Annotated in this window: 17 protein-coding genes; all 17 read right to left on the reverse strand. The window is 43.2% G+C overall.

Features of this window, described 5'->3' with window-relative positions; translation table 11 throughout:
• Positions 1-8: 8 nt before the first annotated feature.
• Complete coding sequence (locus Q7J67_03895) at positions 9-1,358, reverse strand: aminotransferase class III-fold pyridoxal phosphate-dependent enzyme (protein MDO9464420.1); 1,350 nt, start codon at positions 1,356-1,358, stop codon at positions 9-11.
• Between the two features lie 51 nt (positions 1,359-1,409).
• A complete protein-coding gene (locus Q7J67_03900; GenBank protein ID MDO9464421.1) occupies positions 1,410-2,471 on the reverse strand; it encodes a uroporphyrinogen decarboxylase family protein in 1,062 nt (353 codons plus the stop codon).
• A complete protein-coding gene (locus tag Q7J67_03905) occupies positions 2,468-3,301 on the reverse strand; it encodes a sugar phosphate isomerase/epimerase family protein (GenBank protein MDO9464422.1) in 834 nt (277 codons plus the stop codon). Before Q7J67_03905 ends, Q7J67_03900 begins: the two co-directional genes overlap by 4 nt.
• Positions 3,302-3,305: 4 nt before the next feature.
• Positions 3,306-4,340 (reverse strand): alcohol dehydrogenase catalytic domain-containing protein, encoded by a 1,035-nt coding sequence (locus Q7J67_03910; GenBank protein ID MDO9464423.1) that lies wholly within the window; start codon positions 4,338-4,340, stop codon positions 3,306-3,308.
• Between the two features lie 25 nt (positions 4,341-4,365).
• Complete coding sequence (locus Q7J67_03915) at positions 4,366-5,709, reverse strand: sialidase family protein (GenBank protein ID MDO9464424.1); 1,344 nt, start codon at positions 5,707-5,709, stop codon at positions 4,366-4,368.
• Between the two features lie 22 nt (positions 5,710-5,731).
• Entirely contained in the window at positions 5,732-6,619 is an 888-nt protein-coding gene (locus Q7J67_03920) for an SMP-30/gluconolactonase/LRE family protein (protein MDO9464425.1), read from the reverse strand.
• A 14-nt stretch (positions 6,620-6,633) separates the two neighbouring features.
• Positions 6,634-8,115: a CoA-acylating methylmalonate-semialdehyde dehydrogenase gene (locus tag Q7J67_03925; protein ID MDO9464426.1), complete on the reverse strand. Its 1,482-nt coding sequence runs from the start codon at positions 8,113-8,115 to the stop codon at positions 6,634-6,636.
• Positions 8,112-9,149 carry a transaldolase family protein gene (locus tag Q7J67_03930; GenBank protein ID MDO9464427.1) on the reverse strand — a complete coding sequence of 346 codons (1,038 nt, stop codon included), beginning with the start codon at positions 9,147-9,149 and terminating at the stop codon, positions 8,112-8,114. Before Q7J67_03930 ends, Q7J67_03925 begins: the two co-directional genes overlap by 4 nt.
• A complete protein-coding gene (locus Q7J67_03935) occupies positions 9,142-10,569 on the reverse strand; it encodes a trimethylamine methyltransferase family protein (protein ID MDO9464428.1) in 1,428 nt (475 codons plus the stop codon). Before Q7J67_03935 ends, Q7J67_03930 begins: the two co-directional genes overlap by 8 nt.
• Positions 10,570-10,590: 21 nt before the next feature.
• On the reverse strand, positions 10,591-10,962 hold the full coding sequence (locus Q7J67_03940) for a cupin domain-containing protein (GenBank protein ID MDO9464429.1): 372 nt from the start codon (positions 10,960-10,962) through the stop codon (positions 10,591-10,593).
• Positions 10,959-13,487: an alpha-galactosidase gene (locus Q7J67_03945; GenBank protein ID MDO9464430.1), complete on the reverse strand. Its 2,529-nt coding sequence runs from the start codon at positions 13,485-13,487 to the stop codon at positions 10,959-10,961. Before Q7J67_03945 ends, Q7J67_03940 begins: the two co-directional genes overlap by 4 nt.
• Positions 13,484-13,663 (reverse strand): hypothetical protein, encoded by a 180-nt coding sequence (locus tag Q7J67_03950; GenBank protein MDO9464431.1) that lies wholly within the window; start codon positions 13,661-13,663, stop codon positions 13,484-13,486. Before Q7J67_03950 ends, Q7J67_03945 begins: the two co-directional genes overlap by 4 nt.
• A gap of 118 nt (positions 13,664-13,781) precedes the next feature.
• On the reverse strand, positions 13,782-16,406 hold the full coding sequence (locus Q7J67_03955) for a hypothetical protein (protein ID MDO9464432.1): 2,625 nt from the start codon (positions 16,404-16,406) through the stop codon (positions 13,782-13,784).
• Positions 16,407-16,451: 45 nt separating this feature from the next.
• Positions 16,452-17,234: a LamG domain-containing protein gene (locus tag Q7J67_03960; protein MDO9464433.1), complete on the reverse strand. Its 783-nt coding sequence runs from the start codon at positions 17,232-17,234 to the stop codon at positions 16,452-16,454.
• Positions 17,235-17,316: 82 nt separating this feature from the next.
• The gene (locus Q7J67_03965) at positions 17,317-18,105 is read right to left on the reverse strand and encodes a DUF1559 domain-containing protein (protein ID MDO9464434.1); all 789 of its coding nucleotides are present in this window, start codon (positions 18,103-18,105) and stop codon (positions 17,317-17,319) included.
• Positions 18,106-18,115: 10 nt separating this feature from the next.
• The gene (gene ltrA, locus Q7J67_03970; GenBank protein ID MDO9464435.1) at positions 18,116-19,387 is read right to left on the reverse strand and encodes a group II intron reverse transcriptase/maturase; all 1,272 of its coding nucleotides are present in this window, start codon (positions 19,385-19,387) and stop codon (positions 18,116-18,118) included.
• A gap of 31 nt (positions 19,388-19,418) precedes the next feature.
• Positions 19,419-20,008 (reverse strand): hypothetical protein (locus Q7J67_03975; protein MDO9464436.1); only part of this gene is annotated, 590 nt, incomplete at its 5' end.

Genomic DNA, 20,008 nt, shown 5'->3' on the forward strand with positions numbered 1-20,008 from the left:
CCTTTCATCTACTCTTTAGATCCAATTTCTTTACTTATTTCGGATAATGTTTCTTCAAGTTTTTGAATAAGGATATCGATTTCTTCGTTGCTTATTGTTAGTGGCGGGCATATCAGAACACCGTCTCCCCTTTTGCCATCTGCGCAACCGCTGACCGGGTAAACAAGAAGACCTTTTTCCATGGCTTTTAGCACAATTTGCATACATATTTTAAGAGTCGGATCAAATGGTAATTTTGTTTTCTTATCCTTAACAAACTCCAAACCCCACATAAGACCTCTGCCGCGCATATCACCAACTATAGATATTTTATCAGCAATAGATTTAAGCCCATCACCAAGGAGACGTCCCTTATCTTTAACCCCTTCAATAATTCTGTGTTTCTCTAAATAGTCTAAAACGGAAAGTCCAACACTTGCGGTCACAGGATGTGCATTATAAGTGTGTCCTCCTACATAGGAGGATTTCGATTTGCTAAAAGCATTAAACACTTTTTCTTGAATTAGTATTGCTGCAAGAGGAGCATACCCACTGGACAATCCCTTCGCCAACACTACAAGATCCGGTGTAACACCCCATTGTTCAATAGCTAGGAATGTTCCTGTACGGCCTACTCCTGTCATCACTTCGTCTGCAATCCAGAGTATATCGTATTTATCACATATCTCACGTATCATTGGATAATATTCAGGTACCGGGGTTACCGCTCCTGCTGCTGCTCCAACAATAGTTTCAGAAACAAAAGCTGATATATATTCAGGCCCTTCCTGGATAATCACTCGTTCAAGGTCTTTTGCGCACATTACGCCACAACCAGGATAGCTCTTATCAAACGAACATCGGTAACAGCAAGCCGGAACAATATGTGGAACCGGCATAAGCATAGGCATCTGGATAGTTCTTCTGTCTGTCTTGCCCGAGACTGAATCTGCAGCCAATGTATTGCCATGAAAACCCTGCCACCTGGAAATTATCCTGTATTTCGCACTCTTCCCCGTGTATACATAAAATTGCCGGGCTATCTTTAAAGCATTTTCTATAGCTTCTGACCCACCGGAAAGCAGCATTACTCTGGCATATCCCTCAGGAGCCATTTCTATCAGCTTTTTACTAAAATCCAGAGTAGGTTGATTTAGAAAGTGTTGTGGAGGAACATAGGCAATTTTCTTTGCCTGATCAGCCATTGCATCGGCAATTTCTACTACTCCATGACCGATACCTGTTACATTTGCTCCTGCACAACCATCAAGGTATTTTTTCCCCTTCTCATCCCATACCCATGAGCCCTTTCCCCTAACTGCCAATGGATAATCCCGTTCCAAATCCCTGGCAAAAAAATAATGTTCATTAAGTTTCATTTTTCTATCTCCTCCAAATTTTATGTAAAGTTTTGCTGGAGCAACCGTTCCTTATATCTTGAAATTCCGTGCAGTGTCAATTAATGCTTTTACATTTTCCACCGGTGTCCCAAATGTAATTGGAGGTCCACAACAAGAAAGAAACCCTCCATTGAGACCTGTTTTTTTTATCTGGGATATAACTTCATTCTTTACGTCTTCAACACTGCCTTTCAGAAGGGTATGCTCACTACTCACATTTCCAAATAGACCTATTTCATTTCCCAACTCTCTTTTAATTTCACCAACATCTAAAACATACCCCTTTCTTGACTCATCAATCAACACCCCCTTTATATTGGTGGTCTTAATATATTTTACGATTGGGGTAACATTACCCCAAAAATTCATAATTGGAATCAATCCAATCTTTTCCACCTCTTTATAAAATTCCTTTTGAATTGGAACTACATAGTTTTTGTATATCTCAGGTGAAGATAAATCAGCTCCAAGATATGATATGGACTGGGCATAACCATGTGCCCCACAATCTTTCACTGCCTCCACATACTTTAACTGTCTTCTGTACATACCTTCACCAAGATAAAAAAACAGTTTTGGGTTATCTATCATTTGCACCATCCCATGTTCAAATCCCATAATACCATCACTATCAAAAATATCGTGAATAGGTCCTTCTGTTTCGAGAAAAATAAAAATATCGTCTCCATACTTTTTTGAAAGAATTTTTAGATGATCAAATTTTTTCTTTTTTTTTAACTCTTCTGCACTCAGATACACTATATCTAAAAACTCGTCAATAACCTTTTCAGAATTCAATTTTCTGACTGCTTCCAACAATTCTTTATACTTTGGACCATTTATTATCTCCTTTTTTGATTCAAAGAATGCTTCCGCTAAATGCATATAATCAGGGTTAAAAATCTCTTGGAAATTTTCTTCTATTTTTGCAAGTTCTTCTCCATGTATTTTCCACGCTTCTTTCTCTTTACTATAATCCGACACAATTCCCATAAGAGCAAACTTGTACATACCCCATCCATGTACTCCAGCAGGTATGATATCGGTTTTCTCCCCATGCAGAGCTCTTATTACCAATTCTTTTGAATTCATAATGTGCCACCAGCCTCCTTCCATGCTCTTCGAACAAATTTGACTGCTTCTACCACGCCTGTTTCTCCAAGACCGCTTGCTTCTTCAATACTAATCCATCCATCATAACCTGATTGTTTCAAAACTGAGAATATATCGCTAAAAGGCACCGCCCCTGTACCGATTAACACCGGCTTGAAAACTCCTTGTGTCTGCGTATCGGCAGCATGCACGCAAAGCAGTTGGTCGATAACCTGATGCAAGACAGACAAAGGATCATGGCCATACGCCACGGGATTGGCGGTATCGAAGAGTATCCTGATCGGAGTATCCGTGAGACGTCCGGCTATTTCCAGAAATATATCCGGAGGATAACAAAAATCATAGTATTCCCATGCACCTGGCTTGGAATGATTCTCAAATACAAGTTTCACCCCCTCACGCTCCGAGGTGTCAACAGCGCCCATCAGGCCTTCAATTGCCCAGGCAATTCCCTGCTTTCGGTTAGTTTGCGGATGTGCCTGACCTGCGGTTACACGAACCATTTCCGCACCCAGCACGTTTGCTGAAGCAATATCCCTCTTCAACTGAACAAGCTGACGTTTTCGTTCAACAGGATCAGGATGAGTAAAGTCTGGGTATGTATTCATCACAGCAATATGCATACCAGCATCTTCAATTTCCTCACGCATTTTTTTTAAATACGCAGTACTGCGATTCTTAAAAAGAATAATACTGATATCAATGGCATCAAGACCTATAGTAGCTGCCTGATGAGCCCACTCACCAATTGACATATCTCCATTGATGATTTCCTTAAAATAAGATACCGGCAAACAGCTTAATTTCATAGTCTTATCTCCCGTTCATTTCAAATATAGCTTTAATAATTTCTTTCGGATTATTCATAATAAATTCCAAAGCTTCAGGAGCTTTATCAATTGAAAACCTATGGCTTATAATAGGAGCTACTTTTATGTATCCTCGAGATATATAATCCATTGATGCTTGCCAAAGAGCGGGTGCGCCTGTCGAACTTACGATTGTAAGTTCCTTAAATAACAACAAATGAAGTGGTATATTATTTGCAGGTTCTTCTGGCAGACCAAAGAGATGGATCCTACCCTCTCGTCCGGCAAGAGAAAGTGCCATTGCAAAAGTCTCCGCTTTCCCCACTGCATCTATGACCACATGCGGCTTTCTTGGAAGCGAGTTGATTAATTTACTCAGATCCTCTGAGTGAGTATTTATCACCTGGTCTGCGCCGAGTTCAAGAGCTAAGGAAAGACGTCCTTCTCTATGTCCGGCTATGATAACTTTTGATGCTCCTTTAAGGCGCGCAAGTTGTATCATAATAAGAGTTGACGGTCCATCACCAATAATAAGCACTATATCTCCTGGTTCAACCTTTACTGTTTCTATAGCAGCCATTGGACAATTCAAAATACAACCTGCTCCTGCCAGGGAAAAATCAACATTTTCTGGAAGCATGTATATATTCTCACGCGGGGCAACAACATATTCAGCCCATCCGCCATCTACGTTAATTCCAATTTCACGCGTCCCTTTTTCACAAAGTTGCGGTCTCCTTGCTAAACAATATTTGCATTCACCACATCCTAGGTATGAATCTGAACCTACTCTGGTTCCTATAAGTTTTTTGTCTACACCTTTGCCTACATCAGCAACTACACCTGCAAATTCGTGGCCTGGAACCAAGGGAGGTTTTGCTTCTGGATGTTTACCAGCCAGTATATGAAGGTCTGTACCGCATATTCCTGCTGCTTTTATTTTCAAAAGCACCTTACCCGGACCTGGCTTTGGTGTTGGTTTCTCCACAACTTTAATTTTATAAACATCTGTCCATACCACTGCTTTGTACTTAGCCATCCCAAAATCTCCTATCCATTACTATTTATTCTTCTGGTAAATGAATATCATATCTATAACTGTGCATTGGACATTCCACCTTTTTATTTTTTATATCTTCCAACTTCTTTATACCCGGATCTATCAAAGCAGGCGTCATCAATAAAACAATATCCTTTGTTTCCCGATCCTCATACCAGCGAAAATTGGAAAAACGGATAAACTCAGGTTCTCCCTCTTCAGGTTTTCTTTTATCAATTACAGTTACCGTTTCCTTGATAACTTTAAAGGTATCTGTATCAATTTCTGCTATTTGAATAATATTTCTGGGATCACAGCCGTATGTAGGTTTATCTAGTATATTGGTAATCATGTATAATCTGCCATTCTTACTTGAACGGAATACATTTACCAAAGATGCAGGAGAATAAACGATTTCATTATCAGTGTATCTTAATGGTTTTGGCTCCGACCAAGTGTAACCGTTATCCGATGATATAGAATAGTATTTTGTACTTGGTATTTCCGCTTTTTCGCACCTTTTATCTATCGTTGTCCGCATAATCATAATTATTCTGCCATCAGAAAGAACTTCTACGGAAGGTTCATCAGCTCCATCCGCCGAAAATTTTCTTGGCAGAGTTACGTACTCTCCCTGATCCCAATCTATACCATTTCCATCAGTTTGCCAGCGTCCAATAAAACAACCAGCTTTGTGTAACATAAAACCATCATCAGGAGAATACATGGTTCCATCTTCAAAAAGGGAATTCATCCAATGCGGTATCAAGAACGTACCGTTTGCAAGTTTCGGTGCATGGGATCCTTCTACAGCACCAGAATTCTTCCCATACCATATTTCTTTCGCCCAGTGGACAGAATCGAATTCTTTTCCTTTGAGTACAAGCTGCTCAATTTTATTCCATGTTTTTCCTTCATCTTTTGAAATCTGTGTATATATGCGTCTAGTTCTTATAACAGGAGATTCTTTCCTCCATGGAAGGATTTCAGGATTGTCTTCTGCAACTAAAGAAACCCGCAAAAGAAAACCATTATCAGGATCTAAAAAGAAATCAGGGACCCCTCTCTCTGTCTGACGATTTGGGCCTAATACTTCTATCATCTGCCAATCTTCACATTTTTCCCATGTATAACCATTATCCTCTGAAGAACGGATAAAAGCGTAATTTTCCTTCTTATCAGGATTATCTTTTCCAATCACCCGAAAATAATAATTGCGTATATCAGAAATGTATACTGATTCAACCAATTTATTCTTCTTAGTCGATACATAGGAAATACTTGATGCCCAAGCAGCTATCGTATCCACTTCTTTCTCAATACCTTGCTTGTCGATATGTATAGACCGTTCAACAGTTATCTTTCTCATAATTCACTCATCCTCCCATATTTTAAAAGTTTGCCATGTATTCACACTTACCTTTTATATCAAGACGTATGCGATAAAGCGATCCACCCATCGGGACTTTGGAATCAAACCCAGGTGGTGTAAAATTGCTTGACCAGTATTCACCGGCAGTGGTGATATACAAGTCTGTCAGGTCTAAACCACCAAACATTACACTTGAAACTTGTTTCACCGGCATAGGAATCCGGCGTTCTGCCTTACCGTCAGGGTCATAGCGTACTACTTGTTCGCCATACCACTGAGCGCTCCACACATAGCCATCAGCATCTACTGTCAAACCATCAGGAATGCCTTCATCAGATGGGACTTCTACAAAATTTCGTTTATTGCTCAAATTACCTGTATTTATATCAACGTCGTAGGCATAAATACGTCTTACTGCAGAGTCAGCGTAATAAAGCGTACGATTTTCCGGGCTGAACCCAAGTCCGTTAGAAAGTTTTATTCCATCATCCACAACACGGATTGAACCGTCAATGTCTATTAAATAAAGCTTTCCTGTTTTCTCCATACCATTCGTTTCCCAGTAATATGTACCAGCGTAAATACGGCCTTTAGAATCAGCAATAATGTCATTAAAGAAAAGTGATTCACCATCGTATTGGCTGACAATTGTCCTATAATTGTCCTGACCTCGCCATAGGTGCAGTCCCGCTCCTGCAACTATTAATGAATTGTTTCTATTCAGTGCTATACCAGATACCGCAAGGTCACGACTGATAATACTCTTTTTATCATCAGATGTTGAATACTGGAAAACCAATGATGCTTCAGCATCTACCCATATGAGTCGATGGTTCGTCGAGTCCCATAATGGCGCCTCACCACAGCGATTGTTATCTTCAGCAATAATTTCAATATTGTACATCATAAAAAACCAAAAAATTACTTCTCAGGCCAGTATCTCTCAGTTATTATCTTATCTTCCGTAAAAAAGTTAACAATTGCTTTGCCCTGCGCTTTGATATCAGCAAACTGCGAAGCCTTCATCCCGCCAAACGGTAAATACGATACAGGGGCAGGGATACCTATATTAATGCCGATCATTCCGCATTCAACCTCAAGTTTGAACTTGCGAGCATAATAGCCATTCTGCGTATAGATAGATGCACCATTCCCGTATTGATGGTCGTTAATAATCTTTATTGACTCATCAAGAGTATCAGCTTTTAAAATAACAACTACCGGACCGAATATCTCAGTTTCATGAATTTTCATTCCGGGCTTTACATCCGTAAAGATTGTTGGACCAATAAAATAACCTTTTTCACAGCCATCAACCATAATGTTCCTGCCGTCCAGAGCCAGTGTTGCGCCTTCATTTATTCCTGTCTCAATCATATCAAGAATAAACTTTTTTGACTTGGCGGAAATAACCGGTCCCATGACCATAGGTTCATCTGCAACTTTTGGATCAAGCGGGTTGGCAACTATAATCTTTTTTGATTCCTCAATAAACCTCTCACAAATTGTCCTGTACATATCATTCCCAACAGCGACTATCGCAGAAGAAGCCATACATCTTTGACCTGCACAACCATAACATGAAGTAATCATATTGCGAATAGCATCATCAATCTTAGCATCAGGCAAGACAACCAAATGATTCTTAGCCCCACCCATCGCTTGAAAACGTTTATTGGTTTTAGCACATTTTTCAGCGACAATCTGGCATGTGCGAGTCGAGCCGACCAGCGATACACCTTTAACCTTTGTGCTTTCCATAAAAGTATCTGCAACCACTCTATCCCCATTGACAAGATTGAAAACTCCTATAGGTAATCCTATCTGGTCTATATATTCAGTAATTAGCTGCATAGTTAAGGGGACTTGCTTGGAAGCTTTAACTATAAAAGTATTTCCGGTAGCTATGGCATAGGGAAGAAACCAAAAAGGAACCATCGCAGGAAAGTTAAATGGTGCAATCATTGTGAATACACCCAGAGGCAAACGGATTACCTCGCCGTCAATTCCATAAGAACTACCTATCAGTTTATCACCCTGCTGTAATATTGGCATACCAGAGGCTACTTCACAATTTTCAAGCACTCGTTTCATTTCTGCGCGAGCGTCGGGAATGGATTTTCCCATTTCCTCAACAAGAGTTCGAGCAATTTTTTCTTCATTTTTCCGAAGTAATCCAATCAGCTTGTATAAAGGCTGAACTCGTCGAGAAACAGGTGTGCGGCTCCAGTTCTTAAACGCTTCAGAAGCAGCGTCAATAGCACGATTTACTTCTGCAGGCGTTGATAACGGCACTTTCCCGATTATTTCGCCTGTACTTGGATTCTCAATATCAATGTAGCCGGTATTTTCTGCTTCTATCCATTTTCCATTAATATAATTTTTTATGGTTTTTACACTCATATCCTGTATTCCTCCAATTGCATCCAGCCAGCCTGACTGAACTGGGTTAATGTTCGCTGCGCAGCTCCATAAGTCACAAATTCTTCTGGCTTCATACCTTCAGGTTCATACGCACGTACAAACTCAGGTATTGTTTCTAATCTATTAATGACTTCTGAATCTATGGACACATCAATACGCTGCGGGTCTCTCGGTATCCCCGGCTGTAAAAGTAATGTCTGATATTTCGGATGGATGGACATTATCAGTTCAGCTCCTGTCAATTCCTCCATGTGATATGTTCCCCGTAATGCTGCAACTACTAAAGTTGCTTCGTAATCGTGTTTTTTAAATATAGAATAAGCCCGTTTTGTTACAGCAAGACCTGCCTGTCGAATATCTGACTCATTAATATTGGCTTTGCTGTCATTAGCCATATCACGCAGGTAATCATCAAGACGGCCTATCATGATAACGGCAAAACACTGCCCGGGTATCTTACCAGCCTGTTGAGCGCGTTGCTTACCCTTACGAAACCGTTCAGCAACAGCAATAACCTGAGGAACCGTAAAGCTCACAGTAGCTGTTATTGTAATTCCTTCAGATGCACATTCCTCCAATGCGTCCAGTCCTGCTGCTGTTACTGGAAACTTTACAGCAATATTCGGCGCCCAGGAATGAAACCTTCTTGCCATGGATATCATTGCTTCTGTATCCCTTGCTATAGCCGGATTGACCTGAGCGCAAACATACCCCAGTTTCCCTGAAGTACGTTCATATTCGGGTTTAAACATCTTTGCTGCGTTCTTAACTACAACGCTCACAAGAAATTCTGCCTGTTCCTGAGAGGATAAATCCTTTTTAATATCTTTCAGCAAATGATTCCATTTCTCAGGACTAGAATGCAGAGTTTTAGATATAAGTACAGGATTAGTGGTAACTCCCGTAGCACCGTGCAACAGTGCCTGTTGAAGCTCATCAGGATCTCCTGAATCATGCCACCATGTCGTTTTTATTTCTTTTACTAACCATTGCAAATAACTATCTTTAACCATTTCCTTCCACCTCCCTTACTATATTATAAATTTCGTTTACAATTTTAGAATCTAATGTATGTTCTGGTTTTTTGTTCAAAATTTCTCTGGCTTTTTCAGCAGCTCTTTCTTTTGTTGTCTTTGAACCATCATTAACCCATCTTTCATAGACTTTTCTGTTTGAGATTTTTGGATCAAAATGTTCTCTGAAGTAGTTCAGAGTATGTTCTGTTTCCAGGAAAGACCCACCGGGCCCTTTGGATATAATAATATCTGTTGCAAGATGTTCAGTGTCTACTTTTATGCCTCGCATAATTCTTTTTACCATTGCTACTATTTCATCATCAATAACTAACTGAGCAAGACTTTGGCAATTCTCTGTCTCATTTAGCCCCATTCCAGAAATATAGTTTATCCCTCCAATTGCAGGTATGAGAGCAGTCATCATCTTTTCGTATCCGGATTGAGTATCTGATATCAGACTATCTGTAAGTACACCTCCGCCGCGAGTAGGTAACTTATAGTAACGACCCATCTGTGCCATACAAACTTTTTGAAGCGCATATTCCGGTCCTCCCATTGTAACTGTTGTATATTTCATATCAAGATGTCTACCCCAGCTGCCATAGAGAACAGGAGTTCCTGGTTTTACCGCATAAGTAATAACTATGGCACTGAGTATCTCTGCATTTGCCTGTGATACTATTGATGCCAGTGTAACCGGAGAAGAACCGCCCCCTATCGGACCTGACTCTATACTTATAGGCAACCCATATTTTGCCCCTGACATAAGAAGTTCCACTTGTCGAGTGTCTTGTGATAAAGGAGAAAGGCAACACATATCCAAACAAATTAATGGTTTCTTAATAAACTCTTCTTGTGATCCTCTCAAAACCGTTCCCATCTTTACTAAAGCATCAACGGATTTTGGGTTGTAATTTTCACTCATGATGGGTTTTGTCTGGTAAATTAATGCTTCTGCCCATAGGTGAAGATCTCCTGTTTTTTCCGGCACATCGGAAGGAAATACATTTACATGGTTAAACTCACATCCAGGCAATGCATCCGAAATCCTTAAATGCTCAATTAAATCTTTTCTTATTGCCCTACGTCTTTTTCCTGTTTCAAGGTCTTCGACAAAAACTGCAAAACCCCCCGGTCCAAAATATACATTATTCCCTCCTACATCAAGCTTATATGAAGGATCTCTACCATAAAGTGAAAATTTTTCTGGTGTTGATTCTATGGCTTTCCGTACTACATCTGAAGACATTTTGACTATTTTCGATGACCTGTCTATCTTACAGCCAATCCCTTCAAGAAGTTCAAGACACTCATCATTTAATATCCTTATACCGCATTCTTCCAGTATACGTCTGGATTCAGTATCTATCTGTACTATCTCTTCCTGAGATAAAATTTCAAAGAATTTTGGTTTCATAAAATCATATCCTTTTTATTTTTAACCTGATTGTTTTAATATAGCTGCTTCCCTGCCAGGAGGGCTCAAAACCCATAGAATTTTCAATGTGTCATTATTATTATTCATCAACTGATGACTTTTCCCTGATGATGACCATATCGCTGTACCCGCTGTCACATCTTCTATTTCTTCTCCAACTTTTATACTTCCTTTTCCGGAAACAACATAAAACATCTCCCCTTCTATATGTTTATGTTCTTCAGATTTTCCACCAGGGGGAAGAATCGTTAATCCAACAGCAAGAGATTTGAGCTCCGGATTAATAGCAGGAGAAAGAAGAACCTTAAGAGTGCGCTTAAACGGAGCAGGTACCTTCATTTCAAGCGCGTTGTTTTCATGAATAATAATCATATCTTCAACTCCCTCAATTGCCACTTTGTAGTCCAATCCTCAGTAACTACAGGAATGCAAACTGCCCCATTTGCAGTAATTCGGGTCAATGCTTTCCTGTCTTCAACTGTTACAGCAACCTTACTCTGGGATCTTAATCCTGCGATTATGATTGAGCCTCTCTCACCAGGCGGACGATGTAATTCACCGGATAATGTTCGTTTGCGCACATTCCATTTTACTTTTGTCAGTTCCAGACCGCTGCTCTGATGAAATGTAGTCCCTACAGGCCATGGATGAGACCGTTTCCGACGGATAACCAGAAGTTTAACTGATGGGCCATAGAATGTTACATCCAGTTTACCGGGTAATGAATCATTCACTAATGCAGCAAAGTCTCCGGGATGCCGGTATGAACCTTTTGGCTTGAGTGGAACAGGAATTGTTCCCAGAAACTGTCCTGACCAGAATTCATATGCCCAATAACTTCTTTCAGAATCTAAGCCCAGAAGCTTAAAATCCACCCCAAATCTGAAAGGTACAGGGCAGCCGGACTCTTCCTTTTCAGGTTCAAACAGGTTAAAAACAGCTACAAGGTGCCAGCTGTCCCACTCTGATTTGATTGGAACATGCCAAATGTTCGCTCCCTGTGGTTCGATTGTGGATGGACTGTCCTTGTTTTCGCCTTTACACATTGCTGCATAACTACCAAGACTGATGCGAACAGGGTAGAATAGATCTACAACCACAGCTGGTTTTTGCAAAGGAGGAAGCGTAGCCAGCAAAACTTGCCATCTATCTTCCGGCAATATTGCCAGATTATCAGAAATATCAACATGCCCCGCACAAAGAAATGTGGCTGTAGCTCGCACGCGAGCCTCTTCTAAAGTTCCCGGCAACCCCACAACAAAACATGATGGCTGAATAAGTCCCCATCGTTGATTTTTAAAAAGATGTGTTCCTAACGCTGCATAAATTTCTTTTAAATACTTATATCCTGTTCCTGTATTGCCAGTATCTCTATTCGTATAAAGCAGGTCAACATAACCTAGATTAGCTGTTTCCCTGCCAGTACAATCCAACACCAGCCCTTTTTCATCCTGAGAATTCATTGCTTCGTGTATAATTCGGCTTACTATTCTCATTCCTTCATTTGCGTTACTGCAGGCTATTTGAGAATTATGATGACTGCCGGGTGTATGTAAGTTTCCACCAAAGTCCCACTTAAGATATCGAACGCCTCTCTTAGCAAGAGACATTATTTTTCCTCTAACCCACCCCTGTACATCAGGATTAGTTGCATCAAGCGTAAAAATTCTGTCATGCGGCTGCCAAAACCATTTCCCCATGTCTTTCAAATTGCCTTTTTTATCTTTTATCAGCCAGTCAGGATGTTCTTTAACAACAGGATGATTCTCGCTAACGCAGGTAAAACCCGTCCAGACACCTAATTGAAAGCCCAATGCCATAAGTTTTTTTGCCAGCCACTTCAAACCATGCGAAAAACGTTTATTTTCTTCAAAATACGTTGGTATATTATCTTTTTCCCAGCCTAAGTCAGTTTGAATAAAACGCAGTCCTATCTTGTCAAGATACCTGGCTTTGGCTATTTCAGCATTTTCAAGTAAATCTTTCTCAGTTACGCTCAAACGGTGGGAATACCAGCTGCACCAGTTTGCAAACGGTTTTTGCACATCGGTTATGCTGTAGCGTTTAGCAACTCTTTCTGCATACTTTTCAAGAAGAAGATAAGGATCGTCTCCAATTTCGATAACGAATTCTTCCAGATCAATACTCTGCCCGGGTTCTATAGGTAAATCAGCTCCGCAAAACCCTATTGACGCTTCAGTAAAATGATCTTCTGTCTCTAATTCAGGACAGATCATTGATATACGTGATGAATCTATTGAGGCGCCATCAACGTTATCAAATCCACACGATGATGTTTCTTCTTTTTTTATTTTTTGAGCTGATGCTTTTATCATTCCTTTAAAACGACTGAAAGTTTCAAAAGCAATCAAAACTCCCTTTTTGTCATGATTACTGTATGCCAAGGTTACGGCTTCGGAACAAAAAGAACGTTCTGTTCCGTCAAGAGCTTTAAGCCCGTCTATACCTGTCATAATTTGACCTATTGACCGTACCTGGCCTCGATAGGCTCTATTTTCAAGAATACGTACCTGTGACAACTTTGAACCAAACTCAAATTTTGATTCAGGCACATCACTTATGGTCAACAGATCAACGTGACTGAAAACAAACTGTTCCTTTCCCATATTTGTCAATGTGCTTTTCCACCTCAGGCGATTCGATGTTTCCTGTATAATGGTTTGTTTAATAGTTGCGCCTGTTAATTTGCTTTTCCAGATAAGTTCTGTATTTTTGCCTTTAAGTTCGTGAGATTTCACACCCTCCATATGGATTTCTTTATCATTAACTACAATCCGGCAGTCAGACGGGCCGATTTTAAAACCAGGCCACTCAGGCGCAGTGATTGTAAGAAGTCCATTATTTATTTTTATATTTAAACCTATCGATATCTTCATAATTGAGCTCCCTTGATTTTTCCATCATTTCCATTGCCGCTGCTGTCTTTTACTATGTCACCAGCCCCTTCATCAAAACTCCAGTACCCTACTAATCCTTCCTCTGCATGGGCTGAAGAACCAGGCGCAAAAGATGATAAAAGAAATACAACCAAAAAATCTTTAACTAACTTCATCCCGATTTTTTGTTATAGTTTAGCTATCAAAAGTTAATTTTTTTAACTTTTTTTTCGTTTTTGTTTTATTTATAAAAAGATATTGGCAATACAAGCTCTCCACACTTTCTTTTTCGCCTCAGTCCGCGGCTGGATCCGTGATCATGATCGTCGCAGTGGCTCTTTTGTCGCCCACGAGGTCGGTCACGTTGATCGTCCATTCTCCAGGCAGGTCGTTGACACCGGGAACAAACGTAAACTCGCACACACCGTCCTTTGCGCGGCGGGTGGTGGTAAACCGGGACCATTCGCTGCGGCGCTGCCACGCGTCTTCAATATCCACCCGCAACGGCAGACTGCCGCGAATAACGCGGCCGGACTTGCCGAGAACAACGACCTGGAACGTTACCGTCTTACCCAGCGCGGCCTCTTTCGGAAGATCTATCCTTACCCCGTCTATCGGCTCGGGCAGGGCTGCAATCAGTTTGCCGCTAGCTGCCGGCAAACCGATCTCAAAGTTTACCGCGCCATTGTCCTGCTTCTCCACTGTGATCTCCTTGCGCCGAATGGCGTCATAGAGGACAGGCCGCTTGGGATCCATAACCGTAACATCAGCCATTTGCGGCACACCCAGCTCGAACCGGACTTTGTGTTTGCCGAACCTGGGACCATACGTGCGGTAATCGTTGATAAGGAAGTGATATCGCACTTCACCTGCCTCCAGCGTGTTGGTGAGGACGCGCATACCCGACTGTACCGGGCCGCTGATCCGGACAGGCCCGCCGATTCCCTCCATGTGTTTTGCCAGATCAGCCGCGTATTTCTCCACACGCTTCCGATGCTCGTGAGCGGTGACCAGGTGTTCAGCGGCGGTATTTCCCCTGGTGTGGTGCTCGAACGCGAAGTTGTAGCGGGTGCGGATTGCTCCGGGCAAATCAAGGCGGAAGGGTTCGTTGACGATGACGCGGCCGCCGGCGGCGATGAACTCTTTAAGCCGGTCTGCCATGGACTGCGTTACCATGCAGGATAAGGGCAGGACGAGCGTCTCGTACCGGCTGGCGGCTCCTTCAATGAGGTCGTCGTCCAGGAGCACGTCAAACGGCGCGTGATTCATCAGGAGGAGCGTGGCATACGGCAGGGTCTGCTCGCCTGCCCAGCCTAGATTAGGAAGGTATGCCCCGGTTCCCCCGTACCCTCCGAACCAGGCGCCAACCGCCGAGGCGAGCAGGGCAACACGCGGTTTCCAGCGTTCGCTGTCAAGGATAGCCGGACCGTAGGGCTTGACCAGCAAGCGGGTGACTTGTGCTATCGCTCCCAGGGTCTCCGGCAGGTTCGCATTAGGGTCATTCCGCGGGTTGGTGAAGTCATTTATACCCCCTGGGTAGTATGTCAGCACGTCGGGACGCTGTGAGATGACCAGCCAGGTTGCCTCGCGGACGTAATCCGGTCCCGCTGAGAAATAACCCCGATCCCCATGGAAGTCATACTTAAAGTCGTTCTTGACGTCTGTCCTTGTCACCATCATTTCATTGTCACCCACAAGAAGCGTGATGTTCTGGTTGACCAGCAGTTTGTCAGGGCGCGCAGCGGCCTGCAAATAGGTGGTGTAAACCAGGTGCTTGATGTCCGGGGTGCCGTAGGTCCACGTCGCGATCATATCCAGTCCCCTATGTGAATGCCGCACGGGAGCGAGACGATAGGGATCGTGGAGTGTGATTAGCTCGGGATGATGCTTCTTTGCGGCCTCAGCCATCGCCGTATTCATTGCCGCCGTTCCCTGCCCCCCCTCCCACCACCATTTCAGGTAACGAAGGTGAGGGTGGTCATCGGGGATGATCCCGTTCTTGAACTCGGCGGGGTTTATATTTAATTTTCCATGTGTCCCTGGCCCCTCATCAAGCCCTGGGGTTTTTTGCGACGAAATCGGCAGCTTCGCCAGATCCAGGCCGATCTCCTTTTGCGCCAAACGGGCCATCTCGGGATGGATTGCGAGAGGAGGTTCGATCTCGGTATTCAGAAACAGGTAGCGAAACGCGGGGAATTCGGCCAGCGACTTCACCCATGTGTCGGCTGTGCGCCGCGCAAAGTCCAACGCCTTCGGCGCTCTGGGGTAGATGCCCTTTCCCTTTGACCCGTCCGCAAAGACGCCGCGCAGGTCTTGGCGATCCTGAAGGACCTTCGAATTGTACGGGGCGAGCATAAAGCCTCCGTCGAAACCCAGCCGCGCCGCCTGATCAAGCAGACGCATATCATTGGTGCGGCTAGAAGGCCTCTCGGTCGGATCCATCCGCCATAAAATCAAACCACCAGTATAACCGCACTCCTTTCGGAGGCGGGAGTCCTCGATTGCGTCCCCTTCGCGGCACCCATCGATGCCAAGCCAGTTCCATACCGGCATCCGTTCCGTGTCACGCGGCGGAGCTATAGTCAGCAGCATCCGTACACAGCCCACCTCGCGGCCGGCCTGCTTCAGTCGGGCTTGCACGTTATAGTCGCCAGGCCGCAGGAGGATCGTATCCACCTTGAACCGCGCCTCGCCTTCCTTCACCGGTACGGTTTGCGTCAGCCAGCCGCCTACGTCGAACTCAACTTCGTCCGCGCCGGAAACCGCCAGCCGCGCTACACAAGGCACGCCGCGGGGATAGACATACGCCAGGTTCTTGAACCGCGCCTCTGCCGCCTCGCCCTGCGCGCTTCCTGTGATAATCCAGCCCAGCGCGCAGAGGACAGTTACCGCCAGTGCCGCTTTCTTTATTCTTCCCATTTTCTTTTCCTCCTTTTTTCGTTATAGTTTAGTTGTCAAATCAATTTAAAAAATACCAAATTCTGAACCCTCTTCAACACGCCAGCTTCCGGCTTCATAATGTTTTTTTATTTCCTGAGCTGTTAATGCCCTGTTGTAAACCATGACTTCATCAATTGTGCCCTTGTATCTGTTCATATATTTAAAACCAATCTTCCACGTAGAACTGGTATTCATCGTGACATCTCCTTTACCTTTATCCTGAGAGGCATAATTGTCTCCATCAATATACCATCTATAAATAGAACCGCTTTTAGTCAGGGTGTAATATTTCCAATTGCCGAGGCCTAGAATCTCTTTAGTTGGAAAGTATATTGCTGTCGCCCCTGTGTGTTTTTCTCCCGCTGTATAGAGAAAAGCCGTATTAGGATGAGACGCAGTATATGGATGACACGCATATATCCCCCAAGCAGCGCCACTTTTAAAACAAATCACCCCTTGCCAACTAGTTTGAGCAGGGTCGATTTTTGACCAAAATGAAACAGTCCAATTATCAGAGGGGAAAAATACCGGCGCATTTGATATGGTAACTTCATCATCTATGCCATCAAAGCTCAAAGCATAACCCTTATCTTGTTTCACCCATTGAGGATTTCCACTGATTTTTCCATCCTTCTTGTTATCAGAAGAATCCTTGGCTATATCCCCCTTTCCTTCGTCAAAATTCCAGCAACCTACAAGTCCTTCCTCTGCACTGGCTAAAGAACTAAACGTAAAAGCTGATAAAAGAAATACAACCAAAAAATCTTTAACTAACCTCATCCTGATTTTTTTGTTTATGTCATACATGTCTTCTCCTCCTTGTTTAATTATCAAATTCTGATTAAAGTAACATTTATCTAATTTTATGCATATTTAAACATTACCAAAATCACCATGAATCGTGGGCAAACATATCATTCTTATTCGCGGCAACATCATCGTATGACAGCCACGAAACATGCCCATCTATAAAACAGTAATTGCCGCCGCCATTGTGCCGGGTAGATGCATTGATATAGTCAGGCCAACAAATCGGACACCTGATGACCTCATACGTGCTCTCATCAGTACCGGACGTTTGGGCGTCTCCTATCAACATTATTTCACTTGGCCGGAGTAGCCTGGATATCTTTGTATTGGGCGGTGTTGCGTAGTATAGTCTGTAAACATGTATGGTGGTGGTCAAAGTCCCCCCGTAAGATATCCCATAACCTGCACTATGGTTAAAACTCCTGGCTGAAGGACACAACCACACACTTGCTGGTTGTGAGCTCACCCATCCGTAATTCACATTCTGCCACTCTACAGGAGGCAGATAACCTCCGTCTACCAGAATATTGGTGTAATATGGCGGGTAATCCGCCGGGTTGCCGCTACAAAAAGGCGGCAGCCAGTCATCATAATCATCGGCATACATCTGAAACGCCAATCCTAATTGCCTGAGATTAGATACGCATTTTATTCGCCTTGCCATCTCCCTTGCCTCACTAAGCGCTGGTAAAAGTATGGATGCAAGCAAGGCTATAATAGCTATCACGACCAAAAGTTCTATTAAAGTAAAGCCGTGTAAGTGCTTATCCCTAAAGGAGTTACACTTATTTCGCTTCGCCTCACCGACCAAACCGTGCGTGCGGTTTTCCCTCACACGGCTTTCCCCCTGAGTTTCTTTATGTAGCATTCGTTGAGTACTAAAGTAAGTTTGGAACATAACATACCCCCTTTTCATAAAAGAAAGCATTCGGCCATTTCCGAGTGCCAGATATACCTTTTCGTTGTTTTCGTCGTCTCCAAAATATACGAAGTTGCGCACATACATAATTATTCAGACTAATTGCTGCTGCATATGCATTGCCTATACGAAAATAATTAGCCCACCCCCTTACCTTCCTGTTGATTTCCGCTATAACCTCTTTTAACTCCGTTCCCAATGGAAAGCCTTTGATGACTTCCTTTATTCTCTGCCTTATGGACTTCATCGTTTTCTTTCTTGGGTATTTTACCCGAACCTTCCTTTCCAATCTTGCTGAATACCCTTCTCTGTAGGTAAATCCCAGAAAATCAAACCCTTCCCGCACATGACAAATCCTCGTTTTCTCTTGGTTCATTTCCAATCCCAACTTCCCTATTATCGCTGCTGCTCTTTGTAAAGCTTGTTTCGCCGCTTCTTGCGTTCTGCAAAGTATCACCATATCATCCGCATAACGCACCAGCTTTCCGTATTGCTCACTCCATTGTCTATCAAATTCATGCAGATAGATATTGCTGAGCAACGGGCTTAAAACTCCGCCCTGCGGACTACCGCTTGTTACATACCTCACCTTACCTTCTTCTAGTATTCCTGCTTTAAGCCACTTTCTGATAAGATGTAGTATCCTGCGGTCTGTTACTCGCTTTCGCACGCATTCCATTAGCTGTCCATGCGGAATTGTATCAAAGTAGCTCTTCAGGTCTATATCCACTACCCACTTACGATAGTTGACCTGTTTATGCACTTCCTTTACTGCTTGATGTGTACTTCGCTTTGGTCGAAATCCGTAGGAACATTGGAGAAAATCTGCCTCATACAACGGTTCTATTATCAGCTTTACCGCCATTTGCACCACCCTATCCTTTACTGTTGGTATTCCCAGCGGTCTTTGTCGTCCGTCTCCCTTTGGGATATATACCCGCCGTATATTAGCTGCTCTATACTCTCCTCTCTCCAGTTCTTCCCGTATTTCTTCCATAAACTTACCTACTCCGTGCTCTTTAATCCACTTGATACTTTTCTCATCTACTCCACCACTGCTGTTCTTTTTCGAAACTCGCTTCCACGCTTCTTCTAATACATCTGTTCTCTTGACCTTGTCATACAATATCCCAAACCTTCTCGTTGCACTCTTCTTGGCTGCACAGTATAGCTTTCTCTGGAATGTCCTAACCCAACTCATTGATATGGTTTTAGCCTTTACGACACTCATAATAGGTCTCCACACTCCTTTGAAAACATACTCAAGCTAATGACCCTTCGCTAAGCAAGGTTATAGTGTCCTTGCTATCCTCGCTACTATGGTCATCTCCGACTTCCTGCATGCCTTTACCACAGCTTTCTGCATTTCGCCTTATACTGTAGCTTATCCCCAGTCGCTCTTTTATTCCTAACCACCACGAAGAGCAACACTCTTGGCGGTCTTGGTTGTTTTCTTTAGGGACAACCCCTTTCTTCGTCAAAACCCTATCTCTTTCTTGGAAACATACAGGCTCTCCCCAGTTGCTTAGATGAACTTTCAACACATGCTGCCGCCTTTTACACCGTCGGGTCATCAGGTGCTTACACCCATTTTCTTCCCTGATAATGGCAGGCTTCTCCCATAGAACGAAGGATTGCCTCCCGAAATCTCCAGCTCTATCAGTCATACTTGCTGGCTCACTTTTACGATGCCTACAGTCGTTCGTTTTACTACAGCCTATGTCTTTGCCTCGCCGCTCTGACTGACTACGAGTCGTTTGTTCATAACGAGCAAACTCCCCTTCTGGCGACTTTGTCACTGCGCATTGAGAACGTATGTTACCACACGCCCCAGCAGTCAGGCTACCTACCT

This window comes from bacterium (assembly GCA_030652805.1).
Taxonomy (GTDB): domain Bacteria; phylum JAHJDO01; class JAHJDO01; order JAHJDO01; family JAHJDO01; genus JAHJDO01.